The organism is Mesorhizobium sp. M7A.F.Ca.CA.001.04.2.1 (assembly GCF_003998485.1).
GTDB lineage: Bacteria > Pseudomonadota > Alphaproteobacteria > Rhizobiales > Rhizobiaceae > Mesorhizobium > Mesorhizobium ciceri.
The window spans coordinates 1-21251 of the sequence record NZ_RZQT01000101.1 but is presented as its reverse complement, the minus strand read 5'-3'; the positions used below and the strand labels follow the sequence as shown (position 1 = coordinate 21251).

General features: G+C 58.1%; 18 protein-coding genes and 1 pseudogene. 12 read left to right on the top strand and 7 right to left on the bottom strand.

The genetic code is table 11. The annotated features are described in order from the left end of the window. Positions 1 to 534 precede the first annotated feature (534 nt). The 6 genes from EN955_RS25395 to EN955_RS25370 all read right to left on the bottom strand — a co-directional run bounded on the left by EN955_RS25395 (position 535) and on the right by EN955_RS25370 (position 6356). Positions 535 to 879 (bottom strand): SMR family transporter, encoded by a 345-nt coding sequence (locus EN955_RS25395; protein WP_024505662.1) that lies wholly within the window; start codon positions 877 to 879, stop codon positions 535 to 537. Positions 880 to 1015: 136 nt separating this feature from the next. Further along, on the bottom strand, positions 1016 to 2071 hold the full coding sequence (locus EN955_RS25390) for a betaine/proline/choline family ABC transporter ATP-binding protein (RefSeq protein WP_196815426.1): 1056 nt from the start codon (positions 2069 to 2071) through the stop codon (positions 1016 to 1018). Beyond that, complete coding sequence (locus tag EN955_RS25385) at positions 2068 to 3102, bottom strand: ABC transporter permease subunit (protein WP_024505664.1); 1035 nt, start codon at positions 3100 to 3102, stop codon at positions 2068 to 2070. The genes EN955_RS25390 and EN955_RS25385 overlap by 4 nt, the downstream gene beginning before the upstream one ends. A 155-nt stretch (positions 3103 to 3257) precedes the next feature. After that, on the bottom strand, positions 3258 to 4253 hold the full coding sequence (locus tag EN955_RS25380) for an ABC transporter substrate-binding protein (RefSeq protein ID WP_245265424.1): 996 nt from the start codon (positions 4251 to 4253) through the stop codon (positions 3258 to 3260). A 126-nt stretch (positions 4254 to 4379) separates the two neighbouring features. Continuing rightward, positions 4380 to 5468 (bottom strand): mandelate racemase/muconate lactonizing enzyme family protein, encoded by a 1089-nt coding sequence (locus tag EN955_RS25375; RefSeq protein ID WP_024505666.1) that lies wholly within the window; start codon positions 5466 to 5468, stop codon positions 4380 to 4382. A 27-nt stretch (positions 5469 to 5495) separates the two neighbouring features. Then, positions 5496 to 6356, bottom strand: a complete 861-nt coding sequence (locus EN955_RS25370) for a LysR family transcriptional regulator (protein ID WP_050580551.1) — start codon at positions 6354 to 6356, stop codon at positions 5496 to 5498. Positions 6357 to 6500: 144 nt separating this feature from the next. Between EN955_RS25370 and EN955_RS25365 the strand changes: the two genes are divergently transcribed. From EN955_RS25365 to EN955_RS25355, 3 genes are all read left to right on the top strand, one after another. Beyond that, the gene (locus tag EN955_RS25365; protein WP_050580552.1) at positions 6501 to 7409 is read left to right on the top strand and encodes an NAD(P)-dependent oxidoreductase; all 909 of its coding nucleotides are present in this window, start codon (positions 6501 to 6503) and stop codon (positions 7407 to 7409) included. 25 nt (positions 7410 to 7434) lie between these two features. Next, positions 7435 to 8208, top strand: coding sequence for a class II aldolase/adducin family protein (locus EN955_RS25360; protein ID WP_024505669.1), 774 nt, complete (start codon positions 7435 to 7437; stop codon positions 8206 to 8208). Between the two features lie 136 nt (positions 8209 to 8344). Beyond that, complete coding sequence (locus EN955_RS25355) at positions 8345 to 9271, top strand: glyoxylate/hydroxypyruvate reductase A (protein WP_024505670.1); 927 nt, start codon at positions 8345 to 8347, stop codon at positions 9269 to 9271. A gap of 80 nt (positions 9272 to 9351) precedes the next feature. Here the strand turns inward: EN955_RS25355 and EN955_RS25350 are convergent, their stop codons facing one another. Then, positions 9352 to 10416, bottom strand: a complete 1065-nt coding sequence (locus tag EN955_RS25350; protein ID WP_245265425.1) for a GlxA family transcriptional regulator — start codon at positions 10414 to 10416, stop codon at positions 9352 to 9354. Between the two features lie 140 nt (positions 10417 to 10556). Here EN955_RS25350 and EN955_RS25345 point away from each other — a divergent pair, with 140 nt between their 5' ends. The 9 genes and pseudogenes from EN955_RS25345 to EN955_RS34885 form a co-directional block, all read left to right on the top strand. Beyond that, on the top strand, positions 10557 to 11537 hold the full coding sequence (locus tag EN955_RS25345; protein ID WP_245265426.1) for a GlxA family transcriptional regulator: 981 nt from the start codon (positions 10557 to 10559) through the stop codon (positions 11535 to 11537). Positions 11538 to 12239: 702 nt separating this feature from the next. Next, on the top strand, positions 12240 to 13829 hold the full coding sequence (locus tag EN955_RS25340; RefSeq protein WP_024505672.1) for an ABC transporter substrate-binding protein: 1590 nt from the start codon (positions 12240 to 12242) through the stop codon (positions 13827 to 13829). A gap of 20 nt (positions 13830 to 13849) precedes the next feature. Then, positions 13850 to 14788 (top strand): ABC transporter permease, encoded by a 939-nt coding sequence (locus EN955_RS25335; protein ID WP_024505673.1) that lies wholly within the window; start codon positions 13850 to 13852, stop codon positions 14786 to 14788. Between the two features lies 1 nt (position 14789). Beyond that, positions 14790 to 15683, top strand: coding sequence for an ABC transporter permease (locus tag EN955_RS25330; protein ID WP_024505674.1), 894 nt, complete (start codon positions 14790 to 14792; stop codon positions 15681 to 15683). Next, complete coding sequence (locus tag EN955_RS25325; protein ID WP_024505675.1) at positions 15680 to 16699, top strand: ABC transporter ATP-binding protein; 1020 nt, start codon at positions 15680 to 15682, stop codon at positions 16697 to 16699. Before EN955_RS25330 ends, EN955_RS25325 begins: the two co-directional genes overlap by 4 nt. Beyond that, a complete protein-coding gene (locus tag EN955_RS25320; protein WP_024505676.1) occupies positions 16696 to 17739 on the top strand; it encodes an ABC transporter ATP-binding protein in 1044 nt (347 codons plus the stop codon). The genes EN955_RS25325 and EN955_RS25320 overlap by 4 nt, the downstream gene beginning before the upstream one ends. A gap of 115 nt (positions 17740 to 17854) precedes the next feature. Beyond that, a complete protein-coding gene (locus EN955_RS25315; protein WP_024505677.1) occupies positions 17855 to 18985 on the top strand; it encodes a serine hydrolase in 1131 nt (376 codons plus the stop codon). 273 nt (positions 18986 to 19258) lie between these two features. Then, positions 19259 to 20587 carry an FAD-binding oxidoreductase gene (locus EN955_RS25310; RefSeq protein ID WP_024505678.1) on the top strand — a complete coding sequence of 443 codons (1329 nt, stop codon included), beginning with the start codon at positions 19259 to 19261 and terminating at the stop codon, positions 20585 to 20587. A 221-nt stretch (positions 20588 to 20808) separates the two neighbouring features. After that, positions 20809 to 21251, top strand: a pseudogene (locus EN955_RS34885) (IS6 family transposase); the annotation flags it as partial.

Sequence of the window (21251 nt, the reverse complement as noted above, 5' to 3'; positions counted from 1 at the left end):
TTCCCGGCAAGGAAAGCACACCTTCAGCGTCGCGGAAGTGATGCTACGCAACTTCGAGTCAATCTGGGAAACCAGGAATGGCGCCGGACGCGCGCGAGAGTTGCAGTAAGCCGTTCGGTTTTCTCGAGCTTGCGCAAATATGGTGAGGACGCACCGCTCAGGTTCGGCAGCGGAAAACACCGCTCCCGAATCTCGCGGCGTAAGCCTGATCGGTAGATCCACGCTGTGCGAGCTAGACTAGCGTGCTGCGCGTAAATCCGACGCCATCGTCGTCGTGGCTTCGGCCCGTTCTGCCAGTCCGTCTTCTGTGGGCGTCGTCTTTCAGATCCTCTAACCCCACCGCCAACTGATCGATCTACCGCGATGAACGCTCCAAACCGTTGGCAGCGAATCTGGCGCTCGAACTTGGCGATCCGTATCTGCTGCCGGCCAACCAGCGCGCATTCTCCGACGCCTTCGCATCGTGGACCGTGAGGTCGGCGGATTTCCAAACCTTAGCAGCTCGACTGCCAGGGCGACTAACGAAACTCGCTATCAGTGAGCAACAGTCTTGGAGAAAATGTTGATCACCACGACACCGCAAATAATCAGAATGATCCCCAATGTCGCAGGCAGGTCAAGCGGCGACCTATAGACGTGAACGCTCACCATAGCCGTCAGCACCATGCCGACACCGCACCAGATTGCGTACGTGACACCCAGGGGAATCAATTTGAGGGCATGGGAGAGAAAGAACAACGCGACAATAAAGCTGGCGATGGCAGCTGCAGTAGGTCCAAGCTTCGTGAATTGCTGTGTTTTTGGCAACAGCGATGAACCGATGACTTCCGACACAATACCCAATACGAGGGCTCCGTAAGCTGTGACCAGAGGGTTCATACAGTCATTTTCCCGGGCGACGCCTGAAAAGCCTTAGCACAAAGATGTGCAGCCATGGGGTACGGCATTTTCTCGGCAACAGCGAGGTCCATTCGATTGGGGAGCGCCATGGGAATCCCATTGTCGTGGTCCTAACTCACAAGTCGCTATGGTTCCGCCCGGTCGCCACCGCGGGTACAAGCGCCTTCAGAACATCAGTCATGTTGAGCGTACCCACCCGAACTCCGTCCGAGTGTACCGCGAAGGATTTGTCGGCGACGCCATGGGATCGCAGGATCGCCCGCTCCAAGGTCTCGTCCCCGTCCAGGACTTCATAGCCGTCGTCCTCGGTGATCGTCTTTTCCATTACCGATCGGACGCGAAGGACGCGTGCGCGGTTGATATCGCTGACGAAGTCTTCAATGTAAGGGTCGGCGGGGTTGAGGAGAATGTATTGCGGCTCCCCCTGCTGCACGATCTCGCCGTCCTTCAAGATCACCAGGTGGTCCGCAAGCTTGAGAGCCTCATCGAGGTCATGTGTGATGAATACGACGGTCTTCTGGAGGTCCTTCTGCAGTTCGAGGAGAAGGTCCTGCATGCTCGACCGGATGAGTGGGTCCAGCGCTGAATAGGCTTCGTCCATGAGCATGAGCTCGGAGTTCGACGTCAGAGCCCGGGCGAGGCCGACGCGCTGCTGCATGCCCCCCGAGAGTTGGTGGGGATACAGCGCCTCCGAGCCCGCCAGACCGACCCTGTTCAGCCACTTGCGGGCCGTCTCGTCGGTCTTTGCCCGTCCGTCGCCGCGCACCGAGCACGGCATACCGGCATTCCTTAGGACTGTCTCATGCGGCAGCAGCGCAAACTTCTGAAAGACCATCGACATCTGAGTGCGGCGCAGCTGCCGGAGCCTCGCCCGATCGAGTTTCATGATGTCCGTCCCGTTGACTATTACCTCACCCGCCGTGGGGTCGATAAGGCGGTTGAGGTGACGGATCAGGGTCGATTTTCCAGAGCCCGAGAGGCCCATGATCACCGTGATCTCGCCTTTTTTGATCTCAACATTAATGTCGCGCAGCCCGAGCACATGGCCGTGGGCCTGCAGCATGTCTTTCTTATGCATCCCCGACTTCGCGTAAGACACCATGGCCGGCGCATTGTTGCCGAAGATCTTATAGAGGTTGCGGATTGATACGAAACTCTCGGTCATACTCATGTCCGCGACTGGTGCATCTTGTTGACGCGCTGGAGGGCAGCCCGGCTGACCCGGTCGAGCACAATGGCGAGGAGAACAATGCCGAGGCCTGCGACGAGGCCGACGCCGAGTTCAAGTTTGTTGATACCTCGCAGGACAAGGGTTCCCAAGCCAGGCGCAGACACCAGCGAAGCGATCACGACCATGGATAAAGACAGCATGATGGTCTGGTTGATCCCCGCCATGATGTTCGGCAACGCGAGCGGCAACTGGACGCGATAGAGCTTTTGCCAAGAGGTCATGCCAAACGCCTCCCCCGCTTCCAGAACGTCCTTGTCCACCAGCCGAATGCCCAGGTTAGTGAGCCTGATAGATGGCACCACGGCGTAGAGAATGATTGCTATGCCGTAGAGCTTCGGCTCCGTGACACTGAACAGAAATATCAGCGGGATAAGATAGACGAAGGTGGGCAACGTCTGCAGCAGGTCTAGAAAAGGCGTCAGCCAACGCTCCAACCGATTACTGCGTGACATCGCAATGCCGATAGGCACACCGAACAGGACGCAGATGAACGTACAGACCATTATGATGGCGAGCGTCTGCATCGCGTAGCCAAAATGGTCAATGAACGCCAACCCAAGGAACGCCACCAGCACGAACATCGTCACGCCGATGCGACGCCCGGCAAAATGGGCGATGGCGACCAGGATCAGGATCGCGGCCCACCACGGAAGCATTTGCATGATGTCGATGGCGTTACGCAAGGCCCAACTCAATGGCTGCGTAACCGGATCCAGAACCACTTTGATGGGATCTTTCACATTCAGGAACAGGCGTTCCAACCCGGCAGTCATGTCGCGGGTGCGAGGGATGGCGCCGCAGGCCTTGTGAAGGGCGTCCAGGGATGGAAACGGGAAAGATTCGGTTTGGTCGGTCCCCGCGGCGCCAGTCTTTGCAAGTAGATCGTCCATCGACATGGGACCACCGATGGCGCCGACGTCGCACCACGACCGCAGTCCCAGCGAGTCAAAAGCTCTTTCGTACGCTGCCATGTGTCGCCTTAAATCGCGGTGCTCCGGCAGCCGGGCTCATCAGCGCGTGGCACCGGAATTGGACGAGAGGTGCTTGTCGACGTGCTTGAGGTTGCCAAATCAGTGAACAGCCCGTCACGTCCATTAGGTGCGGAGTCCAAGTGAAATGATGGATCTCACTTCAGGACTGCCGCAAGCTTTTCCTTGGCTTCGGGGCTGAGCCAGTCCGCCCAAATCGTTTTGTAGGTGGTCAGAAAGTGAACCGCAGACTCATCGGCCGAAGCCTTCTTGCTATCCTGCCAAGCCAGGGTCTCGCTCATCTGCTCATCCGTGAAGGTGACCTTAGACATTAGCGCTGCTATCTCCGGCTCACGCTTCTCGAAATCCGTCGTCGCTGCCGTTACGACTTCTGCCGGCGGATAAGCCGACTTACCGGGTTTCTTGCAGGTTTCGACCGCGTTGCAGGCGTGGATCTCAGGGACGTACGGGCCAATGTCGACCTTGACCATCTTGTATTTGCCGAGCACGGATGTTGGACCCCAATAGTAACCGAACCAGGGCTGCTTGTTCTCGTTGGCCGAAGCTATCGCCGCTGCCAGCGTCTCTCCGGAGCCGTGATTAAAGACTTCGATGCCGTGGCTTTTCAGATGGAAGGCTTCCGCCAGATGGTCGTTGGTGATCTTACAGCCCCAGCCTTCGGGGCAATTATGGAATTTGCCGCCTACCCAGTCGGGATGCGCCAGAATGCCATCGATCTTCGCAAGTTCCGGATGTTCGTCCACCAGGTATTGCGGAACCCACCATGCATCAATGCCGCCGGGGGTGAGGACATGGCCCAACGTCTTGACTTTACCGGCGGCCAGCAATCCTGGATAAGCCGGCGCGCCGTTGAGCCAGAGTTCGGTCACGATGTCGGGGCGGCCGGTCTCTGCGACAGAGGTGACTGCCGTAGCCGTAGCCGATGGGACCACCGTGACCTTGCAGCCGTATCCCTGCTCCATCAGGAACTTGGAGACGGCGGTGACGATCGACCCCGAAGCCCAGTTCATCTCGGTAATGGTGACGTCGCCGCATTTCGCTTCGGCCGCGGACGCGGCGAGCGTTGCGATAAACACAGCGGCAGTAAGTTTAAGCGTGCGTGAGAGCATTGTCTTCTCCTGTTGGTTTTCCATTCCAGGCGATTCTCCTCGGCGGCTAGAGGCTACCGGGCCGGTTCCCCACTTAGGAATTATAGGAATATCGAACATCTAACTAACGAATATAATTCGGGCCTGACATCGACTTTTTCGATGCCAAACCTAATGGTCGATGGCGAAGCGGGTCACGGCAGCCTCGTCGAAGGTGAAGCCTGTGCCGGGACGGACGGGTATGATGATGTCGCCATCCACGATCTTCATCTCTTCGCGGAACAGTGGGGCGTACCACGGCATGTGTTCAACGGAGATGCAATTGGCGGCAGAACCGGCAATGCAGAGGCTATGCTCGGTAAATATGTGAGTGGAAATCGGCAGGCTGTAAGCCTCCGCCAAGGCTGCAACCCGGCGCATTTCGGTCAGCCCGCCAATCCTCTGGAGGTCCGGCATCAACACATCTGCGGCGCGGGCCTCGATCGTGTTGCGGATACCAAAACGCGTCCACTCTGTCTCACCCGAGGCAATCGTCAGATCGAGCGCGTTGCGGACCTCGGCCTGGCCCACGAGGTCATGGACCGAGACCGGCTCCTCCAGCCAACCGATGTCGAGCTCCTCAAGCATCCTGCCAAGTCGGATCGCCTGCTTTGGCGTGAGCGCCTGGTTGGCGTCCGCGAGAAGTTCGATGGAGGGTCCAACGGCCTCGCGGACAGCCCTCACGCGTTCAAAATCCTCTCGCGGGTCGGCCTTGCCAACCCGCACCTTCATCGCCCGGAACCCCTGGTCCAGAAAGGTCGCCGCCTCATTAACCAGTTCGTCGATGTTCTGGGAAAGCCAGAGGCCGCCGCTGGCATATGTGCGAATGCGATCCCTGCAGGCCCCGAACAGATGATGGAGCGGCCGGTCCGCACTTTTGCCGATCAGATCCCAGCAGGCCGTGTCAAGTGCGGAGAGCGCCGAGATCGTGACGCCTGCATAACCGGTCGGGTTAATTTCGGACCAGATCGCAGAATTGATCGCCGTCACATAGTGAGGATCCTGGCCCACGATGCGATGCGAGAAGCCGCGCACCATCTCGTCGAAGGCTTTAAGCCGGACGGCGTTCAATGTGAAGATATAACTCTGGCCCACCAGCCCTACATCGGTTTCTAGATACACGAGCAGGCACCCGACGGAGCGCATATTATGAATGGCCGTGGTGATCGGATTGGCAAAAGGCACGTCCGTCAGTCGGGTCTTCAACGTGGTGATTTTCATGTCATCTCTCTGGCTTTGGACCGGAATTCAGGCGATCGTATCGCGCAAGGCTTGCACAGCGGTTTCGATAAATTCGGGCGCAATGACGTCAATACGAACGGCGACGAAGACTGTTCGTTGAAAGCGCGGAGCTCCCTCGACCAGATGCAGGCGGCCACATTTGACGTGCTGGGTCACGGACTCGGCCAGGAAATACCCGGAGCCGCCGTTAGCCAGGATATGATCCATTGCTACCGCTGAACTGCGGATAGTAAGCTTGTGGCTAAACACGCCAGGAAAATGCATGCTGTGCTGGGCTCGGAACGTTTCACCCCAATCCACGAAGACGTAGCCAGGAACAACGCCGCTTTGAACCGCACGTGGCTTGGTCGAAACCATCACGAGTTCTTCGCTGATGAGCGGCTCGATCCGTGCCTCCGCGCAATGACGTGGGTCGTAAAGCACAGCAATGTCGAGCAGTCCGGCTCGCAGTCTCTCCATAAGAATATCCGAGCGCTCGCTGATCGCGCTTGCGACGCCGTCCGGCAATGCCTTGGCCATGCATTCCAACCAGCCCGGCACGACGCGGGGCCAATGGTTATCCTCGACGCCCAAGGTGACGAAGGCATTAAGGCCTTCCGGCAGGGTGGCCACCTGCTGCCCGCGCTCCCAAGCGCGTACGATATTCACGGCGCTCGCATGGAACTGATGACCGCCAGTCGTAAGCGCCACTCCGTTGCGCTTACGGTGAAACAGTTGGCGGTTCAGCCTGCGTTCGAGCGCCTTTATCCTCGCACTAATGGTCGACTGGGTGACGTTAAGCTGGTCGGCAGCATGCTGGAAGCTACCAGCCGCGCCGACTTCTAGGAAAGCCCTGATGTGCTCGATGTTCAAGAAAATGACTTTCAAATCGAATTCTTCGATGTGACTCCGTAATTATATTCGTTTGCCACGTCAATCAGGGTGAGAAAGACTGCCTGGCCGAAAACCAGTCACAACAGCGCCTGCTCAGACATGCCAAAAACGGGCTGGCTGGCCACAACGGAGATATCTATGCGGATTGCATTCATTGGGTTGGGCAATATGGGCGGGCCAATGGCCAGCAACCTGGCACGCGCCGGTTACGAGCTTGCCCTGTTCGACCTCGATTCAAATAAGGTTGATGCCGTGCGGGCGACGGGAGCAGCGGCCGGCAACCATGCAATCTCGTCGGCCACCACCGCTGCCGAGGCCGCCTCCGGCGCCGATATCGCGTTCACATCGCTGCCAAACCCGAAGATCATCGAGGCCGTGGCGCTGTCCGAACAAGGCATTCTCGCCGGGCTGCCGAAAGCCTCCGTCTGGATCGACCTTTCGACCAACAACTTGGAGTGCGAGCGACGCATCCGCGCCGCTGCCACCGACCGGGAGATTGCGTTTCTCGATGCACCGGTTACTGGCGGGATTGAAGGAGCAGCTGCCGGAACCCTGATGATCATGGTCGGCGGCGACAAGCATGTGTTTGCGCGGTGCAAGCCGGTTCTGGAAAAGATTGGCAACCGGATCATGCATCTTGGCCCTCACGGAGCTGGCTACGTGGCCAAGATTTCGCAGGTCGTGCTTTGCTACCTAAACTCGGTGGCGCTGAGTGAGGCGCTGATGCTAGGAGTAATGGGTGGGGTTCCTGCTGCGACCATGCTCGGAATCATCCAAGGCAGCACCGGAGCGAGCTATGTCGCGGACCGCTACGGCCCGGCTATTCTTGACGGAAGTTACGATCACGGCTTCGCGCTCGGCCTTGCACACAAAGATTTGGTCCTGACCCTGGAGCTGGCACGAACTGTCGGCGCCACGTTGCCCATGTGCGAACAGGTTGAGGCGATCTACAAAAAAGCCGTCGATCAGTACGGTTTTGACCAGAACCACCTCATGGCGGTGAAGCTCTTGGAAGAGCAGAATGGCACATTTCTCCGCTCCATTTGACAATAACCGATCGAAAGGAAAACCAATGGCACATGAGATGAAAGCCGAGGACTTCAGCGTCCAGGGCGGCCATGCGAACATCTCCAAGGAAGAGTGGGAAGCGCGAGTCGACCTCGCTGCCCTGTACCGTCTGGCGAATATTTACGGCTATGACGACCTGATCTGGAATCACATCACGATGCGGGTGCCAGGCACCGATCACCAGTTCCTGCTGAACCGCTTCGGCCTGCTTTACAACGAGGTCACGGCGTCGAACCTGATCAAGGTCGACGAGCAGGGTAAGGTTCTATACGGCCCGCCAGACGTCAATACCGCCGGTTTCGTGATCCATTCAGCAATTCACAACACCCATCACGACATGAAGGTGGTGTTCCACAGCCACGCGCCGGCCGGCCTGGCCATCACTGCGCTGCAGGATGGCCTTGAGTTCCTTACCCAGGATGGCTCGATGCTTTGGGGCGACATCGGTTATCATGATTGGGAAGGACTGTCCCTCACACTCGAGGAGCGGGACCGCCTCGCTAAGAACATCGAGGGCAAAAAATGCCTGGTCATGAAGAACCATGGATTCCTCGCGGTGGGTGCTACCGCCGGTGAAGCCTTCATGAATCTTTATTACACGGTCCGTGCCTGCCGCGTGTTAATTGATGCCTATTCTACGGGGCTCAAGCTCGACAAGAGCCGTGAGGACATCTGGCGCCTGGCGCACCGCCAATATGACGATTTCCCGCTCGGCAAATATGAATGGCCCGCCCTGTTGCGCCAGTGCGACCGGGTTGATCCCTCGTACCGTTATTAATCGAACAGCTTGAATCCCCGGCAGGCACTGGCCGGGGTTTCCAGCGCCTACTCGTCTGCAGAAGCCTTGCACGGAGGTCGCATGGCCAGCCCTTGCATCCGCGCGAGCCTATTCTCCTCCCAGGGGCGCCAAAACCATGACCATCCTGTTGAACAACCATGGCTACGACAATGAAAGCTGGCGAAGGGAACTTTGCCGCCAGCTTCCTGAATTGCCTGTCAAAGTGTTCGGTGAACCGATTGATCCCAATGAGGTCGTCTATGCGATGGTCTGGAACCACCCCGCAGGTGACCTTAACCGGTATCCGAATCTCAAGGCAATTTTCTCACTCGGCGCCGGGGCGGAGCACTTCGTGGCAGATCCTACCCTACCCGACGTTCCCGTGATCTTGCTCGCGGATCCGGCCGTCGCCCGCGACATGGCGGCACACGCCCTCTATTGGGTACTGACATTTCACAGGCGTTATGCGGACTATCGATCACAGCAGAAGGACCGGATCTGGCATCGTAAGCAGATCGTCCCCACGAGAGAGTTCCGGGCGGGCGTGTTCGGTTTGGGTCGCATCGGCACGGAAGTCGCTAGCCGCGTTCGCGATTTTGGATACGCTGTCAGCGGGTGGGACCGCAGCGCGCGACAGATCGAAGGGGTCAACTGCTATTTCGGAACGGATTCCCTCCCAGAGTTCCTGAGCCGCATCGATATCGTTATCAACGCCCTCCCACTATCCCCGAAGACGCGGCACTTTCTCGATGAGAAAATATTCTCGGCCATGCCCCCGGGCAGCTTTTTTGTTAACATCAGCCGCGGCGCGGTCGTCTATGACGAGTCCCTGCTTGACGCTCTCGACCGCGGCCATCTCGCCGGCGCCGCGTTAGATGCATTCGCCCAGGAACCGCTTCCTCTGGAGCATCGCTATTGGACTCACCCGCAAGTGTACATCACGCCGCATGTGTCGGGGGCCACATTTGCATCGAGCGCAGTTGATGTAATCGCCAACAACGTGCGCCGTCTTGAGCGCGGTCTTGACGTCGTTCCGCTGTTCAACCGGGAGGCCGGCTATTAATACTATCGGAATAACGCCATGCCCTTGTTTAGGAGCGAAACCGTGTCAGGGCGTGTGTCGCCGGCGTTAGGTCGTGGCGTTTATACACCGAGATACCTTCCGGCCGAAAGATTGCGCGCTTCATGAGGCGCTATCTGATGCGTCTCGCGGAAACACCTCGAAAAATGGGAGGCAGACACGAAACCGCAAGACACCGCAATTTCCAAAACCGGCATCGACGACTGGGCAAGCAGGAGCTTCGCGTGTTCCAACCGCAATTCCCGAAAGTAGCGGCAGGGCGAGCGACCGAGGTCATTGCGGAACAGACGTTCAACCTGGCGCCGCGACAGCCCCGCAGCCGCCGCGAGGTCAGCCATGGTAAGCGGGGTAGCCAAGTTTCTCTGCATCAATTCGATGAGTTTCACGACCGTGGGGTTGATCCTGCCATGCTGACGCAGCAGCGGCAGTCGCTGACGTTCATCGCCAGTTCGGACACGCCCAGCCACAGCAAGCTCCCCAACATTGACTGCGACAGGCTCACCGCAATTCAGTTTTACAAGCTCGACCAACATATCGAAGGCTGCCGTGCCGCCAGCACAGGTCCAGATATCATTGTCGACCTCATAGACGGTCGCCGCCGCCTCTACGCGCATGAACCGCTCCTTGAAGGCCGGCAATTCCTCCCAATGGATGGCGCATTTGCGGTCATTAAGCATACCAGCTTTCGCCAAAGCAGCGACACCGCTTCCAAACCCGCCTATGGCGATCCTGCGCTGCCTGCATTCGCGCAGCCATGCGCTCAGCACTTTGGTTTCACGACCTTCATCAGGCTCATCCCCGCAGATCAGTGCCAGTGCGGGTCGTTCAAGCTGCTGCAGATATCTGCGTTCTTGGGCCAGGTCGGCGTCAGCCGCGACAACAATACCGCAACTGGCCCGCACGGCTTCGCCCCAGTGGGAAACCGTACGCCATCGAAAGGCTTCCCGTGCGGCCGCTTTGTTGGCGAGGCGAAAGACGTCCAGAGCAGACGACAGAGCGAGCAGTTCGAACCCGTGCGCCAAGTAAACGGCGACGGTAACTGGCTCATTGGCGCGAACGGACGCCCAAGCATCGCGGGACCAGTGGTGGACCATGTCAGACTCTCCGCCATGTTCTATCAGCGACACGGCATAACCGGCTCGCGCCCTATTTGAGCGATTGGGAACATCCGCGAAAGGACGTTTGCGTCGGCATGACAGTAGAGTTGCGACAAGGCCCCGGTTCACCCACGAATCAGGCATCAAGGCTTGCACGGGACTCTGCCCCCTTGTCTGTCGGGTTCCTCCTGCTCCATCGGTTTACCCTCGGCGCATTTGCCAACTTCGTCGATGTGCTACGCTTGGCTGCAGACGACGGAGACCGGAGCCGCCCAATCCGCTGCCAGTGGCGCATCATTTCACCCGACATGTCGCCGATCCTGTCCAGCTGCGGCGTTGCAATCTCACCCCATGAAAGGATTGGAGACCTTCGCCGCTTCGACTACCTGGTGGTTGTCGGCGGGGTTCTCGAAGAAGAAACCCTCCTGGTCGACACGCGCTTCGACGACCATCTTCGACACGCTGCCGAGGCAGGCATACCACTCGTAGGGCTGTGTACGGGCTCATTCGTTTTGCGCCGCGCCGGCCTGATGAACGGCTACAAGTGTTGCGTTAGCTGGTTCCACAACTCAGATTTCCTGCGACTTTTTGATGGCCTACAGGCCGTTTCTGACCAAATCTACGTCGTTGATCGAGACCGGCTGACCTGTTCGGGCGGTGCGAGCGCCGCGCATCTCGCCGCCTTTCTCGTCGAGAGGCATCTCGGCAAAGCCCTGGCCGCCAAAAGCTTGCGAATTATGATGTTCAACGAGGCGGCCAAGGGTGAGACGGCGCAACCGACCGGACGCCTTGAGGTTGTCGTTCGTGACGAAGTCCTGAAACGGGCTGTGCTGCTGATGCAACACCACCTGGAGGTCCCCCTGACCATCGCTCGCCTCGCCGGCAAGCTCAAGCTCAGCAGACGGCTGATCGAGCGCCGCTTCCGGTCAGAACTCCGTACCTCTCCACAGGCGATCTACACGCAAATACGGCTCGATCATGCACGTCATCTTTTGCAGAGAACGCCCAAGTCGATTTCCATTATCGCAGTGGAGTGCGGCTTCTGTGATGGGTCGCACCTTAGCCGGGTATTTCGCAGTTACTACCACAAGACGCCTCAAGATTTCCGGTCCGGGAATGGCGTATCGGCGTTATCCCAGGACATCTGCTAGGCATCGCAGATTGGGATAGCATCGACGGCGTCACAGATCGGGACTTGCTTGTGACAAGGGGTATGAGCCTAAGGGATAGTCGTCGACAAAACCTCGCGACGCGCATCGTCTGACACATCAAGGATCACCGCATTGAGATCGAGATTGATGGCCTTTTATGCAGGCGATTGCGGCTCGACCAGCTCGGTTGAGCCTGATATGTCCCGTCCGCACCAGATTCGCTTGCTCGATCATATCCATTGCGGTGGCGGAAATCCTGGCTGAGGCGGGCAGCCCGGCACGGCTGATGCGCGTCGGCAAACGAGCCTGAGAGCGCCGGATCGCTCAGCCCACGCCACATCTAGCAGACAGCGGTTTCGCAGGACAGGTGTTGCCCGGGCAAACCCGCTCTGGCGAGCTAGCAATTCCCGGATCGCGTTGGATTCCTTCACGATTAGTTTAATTCGCACGATCGTTCCTCTGGATCCTGGTCTCGTCTGTGAAGGTGCATCATCGAGAAAGCCGATGTTAGACCGTAATTATATTCGTTAGTTAATGATCCGCTGGTGCGATATTCCTTGTTTTCGGTGCCTGCCTGCTCGGCGGCGAGAGAGCAGATGGCGGTCCGTGTCGAAAGTGCGCCCACGGCGACGTGCCGGATCAACCAAGGGGAAAGCGGCCCGCTGCAAGGGAAACCGCTCAAAGGAAAGGGAGGAACAGATCATGACTGATGCCACAGGCAATGTGAATCGAAGGGCCTTTCTCAAGAACGGCGCAGTGCTCGGCGGGGGAGTTTTCGCCGCGGGCATGCCCTTGTCGCAAGCCATATGGGCGGCCGAGGGCAAGGTGCTCAAGGTGCGTTACGCTAGTGATATCGCCAAGCTTGATCCGGCTTTCTATTCGGGTCCGGTCGATGTGAACGTGGCGAACTGCATTTATTCGAAGCTCACATGTTACAAGCCGGGCTCCGAATGGGGCTGGGAGCTGGAAGCGGCAGAAAAGATCGAGCAGGTCGATCCCACCCATATCCGCTTCAGGTTGAAGAAAGGCATCAAATTTACGGGCAACTACGGTGAACTGACCGCGAGGGATGTCAAGTTCTCTTTCGAGCGCGTGATCAAGCACAATTCGCCGGTCAAGCCTGATTGGGGTTCGTTTGACCATGTTGAAATCGAAGATGACTATACTGGCGTGATCGTGCTCAAGTCGCCCTTTGTTCCGCTCTGGTACACCGCACTGCCCTTTGGCGTTGGCACTATCGTCTCCGAGAATGCCGTGATGAAGGCAACAAAGGACGGCGGTGATTTCGGGATGAAGCCGCCGGCTTTCTCCGGCCCGTATGTGCTCGCCGACTGGAAGCCGAACCAGTATGTGCTTCTGACCCGCAATCCGGACTGGTCGGGTCCGAAGCCTGGCTTTGACGAAATCCGAATTATTCCAATTACCGACGAGAAGTCGGCGGAACGGGCTTATCAAGCTGGTGACATCGATTTCACGCGTGTCAGTCTGGATTCACTTGCGACGTTCAAGAGCAATCCGCCCGCCGAGACCAAGATCGAAGATCATACTTCGCTCTATTACGCCTGGGTCGGCATGAACATGGATCACCCGAAGCTGAAGGACATTAATGTCCGCAAGGCAATCCAATGGGCAATCAATGTGCCGCAGATTCTAGAAGCCGCGTATGGCGGACAGGCGGAGGTTGCGACAGGCGTCATTCCTCCAGGGATCGTCGGGCACCGCGACAAGGCGCTCGTCCCACCGGAAGGCGATCTCGCCGAGGCCAAGGCGTTTCTGGACAAAGCGGGTGTCAGTGGTCTAACCCTGACAATCGACTGTACGAACGATAGCACTAATTCGACCATAGCCCAAACGGTACAAGCGCAATTGTCGCAGATCGGCATCGCGGTTGAGGTCAATGCCCAAGATTCTGGGTCGTTCTGGACGCTTGGCATGGAATCGGAAGGCGCGCGGTGGAAGGACGTACAACTCATTGTCAATGGTTTCTACAGTTTACCAGACCCGTATTACCCGGCGTCCTGGTTTGTGCAAAGTCAAGTAGGTGTGTGGAACTGGGAGCGTTTCCGAAGCGAGCGTTTTGACGAGCTCAGCGGTAAGGCGGTCACCATCAGCGACCCCAACGAGCGGGCGAAGCTTTACTATGAGATGCAGGACCTCATGGAAGACTCCGGCGCCTACCGGTTCCTGACCCATGGGGCCAATCCAGTCATGTTCCGCATCACACAAATGCAGGCCGCAACTACCCCAGATGGGAACCCGCTATACATCAATTTCAAACCAGTTTCGGCTTGAGTTGCGGGTCGGGCGTAGGTATGTGGTTTTATCTCTGTCGGAGGCTGGTCCTGGCGATCGCAATCATTGCGATTGCGGTGACGTTATTGTTTTTGATGATCCGAGCGGTGCCCGGCGATCCTGCCGCGGTTCTACTCGGCCCGCGGGCGACGCCTGAGATGAAGGCGCTGTTGCATCAGCAGATGGGGCTCGACAAGCCGCTTGTCGTGCAGATCGCTACCTTCTTCGGCGGGCTGCTTCATGGCGATCTCGGCTTCGACGTATTCAGCCAGAGGCCTGTTGCCGACATTGTCTTCGAGCAACTGCCTTATACGATCCAACTGATCCTGGTCTCCATCTCCTGTGCGGTTGCGATAGCCGTGCCGCTCGGTTGCTACTCGGCCATGCGGCGCAACTCCCTGGTCGACCAGGTGGCCGGCGTCGTGACGGTCGCCACAATCGCCATTCCTTCCTTCGTCGTGGCGGTTTACGCGCTGCTGATTTTTGCGGTGACGCTGCGCTGGTTGCCAGCGATCGGGGCCGGCAATGGCTTCTGGGATGGACCTATCCATCTCGTCCTTCCGGGCTTCGCAATAGGGATTGGCTGGGTCGGCTACATTTCCCGGCTGGTACGCGCATCCATGCTTGAGGTTCTCGGGGAAAACCATGTGCGCATGGCTCGCTCTTTCGGAATCTCGGAATGGCGCATCGTCGCGCGCTACGCGCTGCCTCTCGCGATCCTGCCGACCGTGACCATACTCGGGGTAGGGATAGCGTGGCTTCTTTCGTCGGCTGTCTTCATCGAGGTGGTTTTCGCGAGACCTGGCATCGGGGCTTTGATTGTCAACGCGGTCCATACGCGCAACTACCCGATTGTGATGGGCGTCGTGCTGGTCAGCACCTTCCTTATCGTTTCGGCTACGACGCTCTCGGATGTAATCAACGCGTTCCTCGATCCGCGAACCCGGGAAAAGCTCTGACATGGCGATCGTTGAAAGCATTCTTCCCGAAACCAACGATGCAATGGCTGCCGAAAGCTCTCGCACCTTCTTGCGGCAGTTTCGACAAAACCTTCTGGGCATGCTCGGAGCAGTTCTTGTCATATTCATAGCAGCAACCGCGATCTTCGCTCCGCTGATGATCACGCATGATCCGATCAGAATCATGGTCGGGCCGCGTCTTGCTGGCCCTTCACTCGATTTTCTGCTGGGCACGGACCAACTGGGCCGTGATACATTCTCCCGCGTCGTCATGGGCGGCCGCATCCCGCTCCTCGTTGCCTTCGCCTCTCTCGGCAGTTCACTGGCAGTCGGTCTAGTCCTTGGTTTGATCGCGGGCTTCGGTCCCCGCTGGCTCGACAATTTGCTACTGCTTGTCTTCGATACGATCCGGTCGTTTCCGAGTATTATTTTCGCGCTGGCCATGATCGCCCTTCTGGGACCAAGCTTAGCGAGTATTATTCTCGTCATCGCGATAACGTCCATGCCCATTTACGCGCGTGTGGTGCGCACCCAGACGGAAGCGCTGCGTAGCAGTGAATATATTGCGGCAGAGCGCAGCATGGGGGCCGGAACAACGCGCATTCTCGCCGTGCACGTACTCCCCAATGTCCTCGGCCCGCTTCTCATTCTGGTGAGTATGGACGTGCCGGCCGTCATCGCCGTAGAGGCGGGTCTCAGCTTTCTCGGCATGGGCGTGCGGCCACCGACGCCCGATTGGGGAGCTATCCTCAACGACGGCTATAGCTACATTAACCAGACCCCTTGGCCGGTGATAGCTAGCGGCATCCCGATCATCCTCGCAACGCTCGGCTTCACGTTCCTGGGCGAAGCGCTGCGCGACATATTCGATCCGAAATTGCGGAAAGACCTATGAGACGCAAAGATCCGAAAACGCAGCTCTCGTCAAGCCGCGCGCTTCTTGAGATCCGTGACCTAAATCTCGATTTCGGCACGCCGCGGGGGCGCGTCCATGCCCTGCGCAATGTGTCGCTCGATGTGCCAGCCGGACAGGTGGTTGGCATCGTCGGAGAAAGCGGATCTGGAAAATCGACACTCGCCTACACAGTGATGGGCCTACTTCCAGAGAATGCAGATGTGACATCCGGCAGCATTCTGTTCGAATATAAAGACCTGCTCAAAATGCCAACTCAGGCGCGTCGGGGACTGCTTGGCGATCATCTTTCGATGATCTTCCAAGACCCGATGACCGCACTCAATCCCGTGCGGACCATCGAGAGCCAGATGATCGATGTCCAGCACCACGAGCAAGGAAGCTGGGGCGAGAAACGCGCCCGTGCCATCGACATGCTTCAACGGGTCGGAATTCCCGATCCGCAAAGCCGTATCGGCGCCTATCCGCATCACTTCTCAGGTGGCATGCGTCAGCGCGTTTGCATTGCCATGGCGCTTCTTGTGAAACCGACGCTCCTCGTCGCCGACGAGCCAACCACTGCGCTCGATGCAACACTGGAAGTGCAGATCATTCATTTGCTCAAGGATTTGCAAAAAGAGATCGGTTGCTCTGTGCTGTTCGTTTCCCATCATCTCGGTGCGGTTGCTGAGCTGTGCGACCGGGTCGCCGTGATGTATGCTGGGGAAGTGGTTGAGCAGGGAGCTGTCCGGGACATCTTCCATAATCCTGCTCACCCCTACACACGCGCGCTGCTGGAGTGCGATCCCGGGCGGATCAAAAAAAGCACGCGCACTTTGCCGACCATTCCGGGCGAGGTGCCCAGTCTCCTAGGCACCAAGGTAGGGTGTATCTTTCGGACACGTTGCCGGCAAGCGTTCGATCGCTGTGGGCAAGAGAACCCGGTCGAGTACCGCATCGGCGTAGACCAAGTCGCCCGATGCCATCTCCTCGACAAAGAACTGTTGGTTTCGGTATGAGCGCGCTGCTCCGGGTTGAGGACCTGCGGGTACGTTTCCGCACTATGGGTCCGCTTAAGGCGCTTGCAACCGGGACGAGAGCCCCTTTCATTGACGCGCTATGTGGTGTGTCCTTTGAAATCCGCAAGGGCGAGACGCTGGCCCTTGTCGGTGAAAGCGGCTCGGGCAAATCCACTATCGCGCGCACGATCATCGGCCTGCAGCGGGCTGTGAGCGGCAGCATCAGCTTCGATGGGCAGGAAATTGAGGAGCTCAGCGGGGCTGAACGCAAGCCCTATTTGCGGCGCATGGCGATGATGTTCCAGGATCCTATCGGCTCACTCTCGCCGAGGCTGACAGTGCGATCGCTTCTCACAGAGCCCTTTCGCATCCATGGGCTAAAGGATCGCGATGTCGAAGGGGAAGCGGAGCGACTGCTTCGAATGGTCGGCTTGTCGGCGGAATTTGCTCGTCGCTACCCCCATCAGCTCTCCGGTGGTCAGGCCAGGCGCGTTGGTATCGCGCGTGCTCTTGCGCTAAGTCCGGACTTGCTTATTGCCGACGAGCCGACCGCAGGCCTCGATGTTTCGGTGCAGGGCGAGGTGCTCAATCTTCTCGCGAGGCTTCAAACCGAACTTGGCATGGCGATCCTGATCATCACTCACAATCTCAATGTCGTACGCCACATGACCGATCGCATGGCGATCATGTATCTCGGCCGCTTTATTGAGGTCGGCGCGACCGAGCGTATTTTCGATCAACCGCGACATCCCTACACCGAGGCGCTGCTTGCGGCCAATCCTGAGCCTGACCCAGATGCGGTGCTCAACAGGATCGAGCTCAAAGGTGAGGTGCCGAGCCTCATGAGGCGGCCATCCGGCTGCGAGTTCCACACCCGTTGTCGTTACGCGCAGGATATCTGCAGCCGCGTCTTCCCCGAACCTTCAGCGGGCCAAGAGGATAAGAAGCACAGCTTCAGATGTCATTTTCCGATTGCGGGGGACATCCTCCCGACCTCGGAACGTCCCAAGCTCTCTATAGGCAAAACGCGCTCCCGCTAGCGCGCCCATTTGTCTCTGCCATCGGTGATCTGAAGATAGCAACCAGAACGCTGACGAAGTGACTCGTACACTTCCAAGGATCCCGTGAACTTACACCAACTGAAAGGCCGACTGAATGTTGCTTGCCTCAATCCCAAATCCCGACCTCTTTACTGGTAGCGACAACAAGCCACGTTGGGCCTCGCCCGACCACCGCCGCCATGGCTGGCACAACCTCCACAGGCTCGCCCGCTACAGTCTTTCCTTCCGCGCACCATCGGTCTTTCCATTGTTAAAGCAGCTTGATTGGGCGATCGGGGCTCGGCCCGAGGTCGCGCGTTTCCTCGCGATGCAGCATTTCTCCGCCTTCGTCGTGGTCAAGGGCAACCACGTCCTATATGAGGCCTATGCCCCCGACTTTGGTCCCGATAGGACGCAAAGCATTCAGTCAGTGACGAAGACCACGCTGAACCTTATGCTCGGCCGCGCAGTCGCCGATGGCTTGGTGGATCTCGACGAGCGGATTGGCACTTACTTGCCAGAGATCGGCACGGGCTACGCGGAGGCGACTGTCAGGGCAACAGCCGATATGAATGTCGTCAATGACTTTACCGAGGACCTCAGCGATCCCAATACGAAGTGGTGGTCCATGGAACGCGCCATGGGCTGGCGACTGCCGCCGGAGGGCGAGAAGGAGGGTACAATCCGCTCCTTCCTCTGTGGGATCACCAGCGACGATGTTGTGAACCGCACCGGACAGTCGCTCTACAAGTCGACCAACAGTGAGATCATCGGCTGGGTAATTGAGCGTGCTAGCGGCCGGCCGCTGCGGGAGTGGTTGATCGAAAACGTCGAGGCAGCCGGTCTTGAGGGATGCTTGCACATTACGTGCGATCGCGAGGGCGTGCCGCTGCTCGACGGCGGTGCTTGTCTCTCTGCTCGCGATCTGGCGCGCCATGGTCTGCTCTTCGCCCGCAAAGGCGAGGGTGTTGACGGTCGCCGCGTAGGCAATGCCGACTTCATTGAAGACACCCGTCACAATCCTGGGCCTTCTTACGGACAGAAGTCACTTCGCTATAGTCGCCAAATGGTAACCGACGGCACCTGGCTCGGCCACGGCGGTTGGGGCGGTCAGTACATGGTTGCGAATCCAGATACCGGAACTGCCGTTGTCTACTTAAGCGTGCTCGAGAACTGGAGCGCCTGGGACTGCAACTTCGCTGACCAGCTCACGGCAATGATGGCTGATCTTGCTGCAGAGTTGTGAGCTGCTCGGCATCTCGCACTGAAGGGCGGAGGTTTCACGTTCGACGCCCAACGGAATAACCTTCGCGGGATTCAGCGGCGGACGTAGGAAATCCGAGAGTGTGTTCAAAACTGGGCGGATTTGCCCCAATGCACAAAAAACGAACATCGGTGGGGCTGTATCTGTACGCCGGCAACTTGGCTCAGTCGAGCAAGATTCGGCGATTAGGCTTCGATGTTGTGAGCTGGTCAAATTCATGGAGGCGTTGGTACCGAGGATGGGAGAGTAATTGAGATGGGCCTGTTTGTCGAACCGCTTCCAAGCGAAAACCGGCTGCCGTCGAAAGTTGACGTAGTTGTTGTCGGTGGCGGGATTGTTGGCGCGAGTGCGGCGCTCTTTCTGGCGAAGCGTGGCGTTAAGGTGGCGTTATGCGAGAAAGGGAATATTGCAGGGGAGCAGTCCAGTCGCAACTGGGGCTGGGTAAGGCAGGGTCAGCGTGACCCTCGAGAATTCCCTCTGATGATCGAAAGTCTGCGTCTCTGGGAACGCATGAATGAAGATCTGGAGTCTGAGTCGGGATTCCGCCGAGCCGGTATTCTATTCGCGTCCGATAGCGATGAGAACATTGCCCAAAATGAGGCATGGCTCTATGAGGCGCGTCAGCATCAAATCGACGCTCGTATGGTTTCTGGCTCAGAGCTTCAGCGACTTACACCCGGAGCGGACAAACGCTGGAAAGCCGGGCTTTTTTGCGCAACCGATGGGCGGGCCGAACCGCACCTGGCTACGACCGCGATCGCATTAGCTGCCCGCCGCAGTGGAGCTTCGGTGCTCACTAATTGTGCTGTGCGTGGATTGGAGTTGAGCGCCGGCAGTGTGTCTGCCGTCATCACCGAACATGGCCGAATTTGTTGCTCAACTGTCGTAGTAGCGGCGGGTGCGTGGTCTCGTCGCTTTCTCAAGGATCTCGATATAACGTTGCCTCAGTTGAAAGTCTTAGGAAGTGTGATGCGCACATCTCCGGTCGAGGGCGGCCCTGAAGCGGCGCTCTGGAGCACCGAGTTTGCGTTGCGCAAACGCATTGACGGCGGCTACACTATTGCCAATGGACACGCCAGCGTCGTCTCGATTGTCCCCGACAGTTTTAGATTCTTCGCCAACTTCTGGCCAGCCTTGCGATCGGATTTTAAGAACTTGAGGTTGCGCGTCGATGATCGATTCATAAAGGAATGTTCGGAATCGCACCATACACCGCCCGACCGAATTTCGCCATATGAGAGGACCCGCGTCCTCGATCCAGCGCCAGATAAAGCAAGTCTGCGTAGAACGTTCGAGCGATTGAAGAAGGCGTTTCCGGTCTTTGCTTCAGCCACGGTTGTTCAGCAATGGGCGGGGTTGATTGATGTGACCCCTGACGCAATCCCAGTCATCTCACAGGTTGATGCTGTCCCGGGTCTCATAGTCGCGACAGGATTTTCTGGCCATGGTTTCGGCATAGCTCCGGGCGCGGGGCGCTTGGCTGCTGATCTCGTCAGAGGCACTCCCCCCGTCGTTGATCCCACGGACTTTCGTTTTTCTCGGTTTACCGATGGGACGCGTGTGAGACCGCTAACGGGCGTTTGAAGGGAAGACATAAAATCGGGAAGGTGCTCGCGCAGAAACGGGCTGCTTCATCTTGCAGAAGCAGAACTCTAACGACGCAATACGGAGGAGGCCTCAAGGAGGGAACGATCAAAGTTGCAATTTGTTCTACGACATTTCCGGCGCTTCTGTGCGTCGCGCCGAAAAGATGAAGCGACACTGCCGAGCAAAAGATCTTTCAAAGGCCGTCATTTCGACCGAGCCTGCGCGATCTGGAGGAGATGATGGCCGAACGCGGCCTGAACGTCGACCATTCGACCGTGCACCGCTGGTCGTTCACTTCTCGCCCCAGCTTCTGGAGCGCTTCAACGGGCGCAAGCGCGCCCTCACCGGCAAGTGGCACATGGACGAGACATGCATCAAGATACGCGGCGAACGGATGTATCTCTACCGTGCCGCTTCTTCCAGAAAGCCCTGGAGCGCCACGGCAGACCGGATCGCATCTTCATCGACGGTAGCCCGACCAATCATGAGGCGATCATTTCCTGCGACGCCGAACTACCGTCTGCGGAATCGATCGCGACGAGCGCTGAAGCCGATCCGCTCCGCAACAGCAAGTACCTCAACAATCGAGACCGAGCAGACCATCGGCACATCAGCGCCGCGCTGGGTCAACGCTCGGCTTCAAGTCGATGGCCGGTGCCGA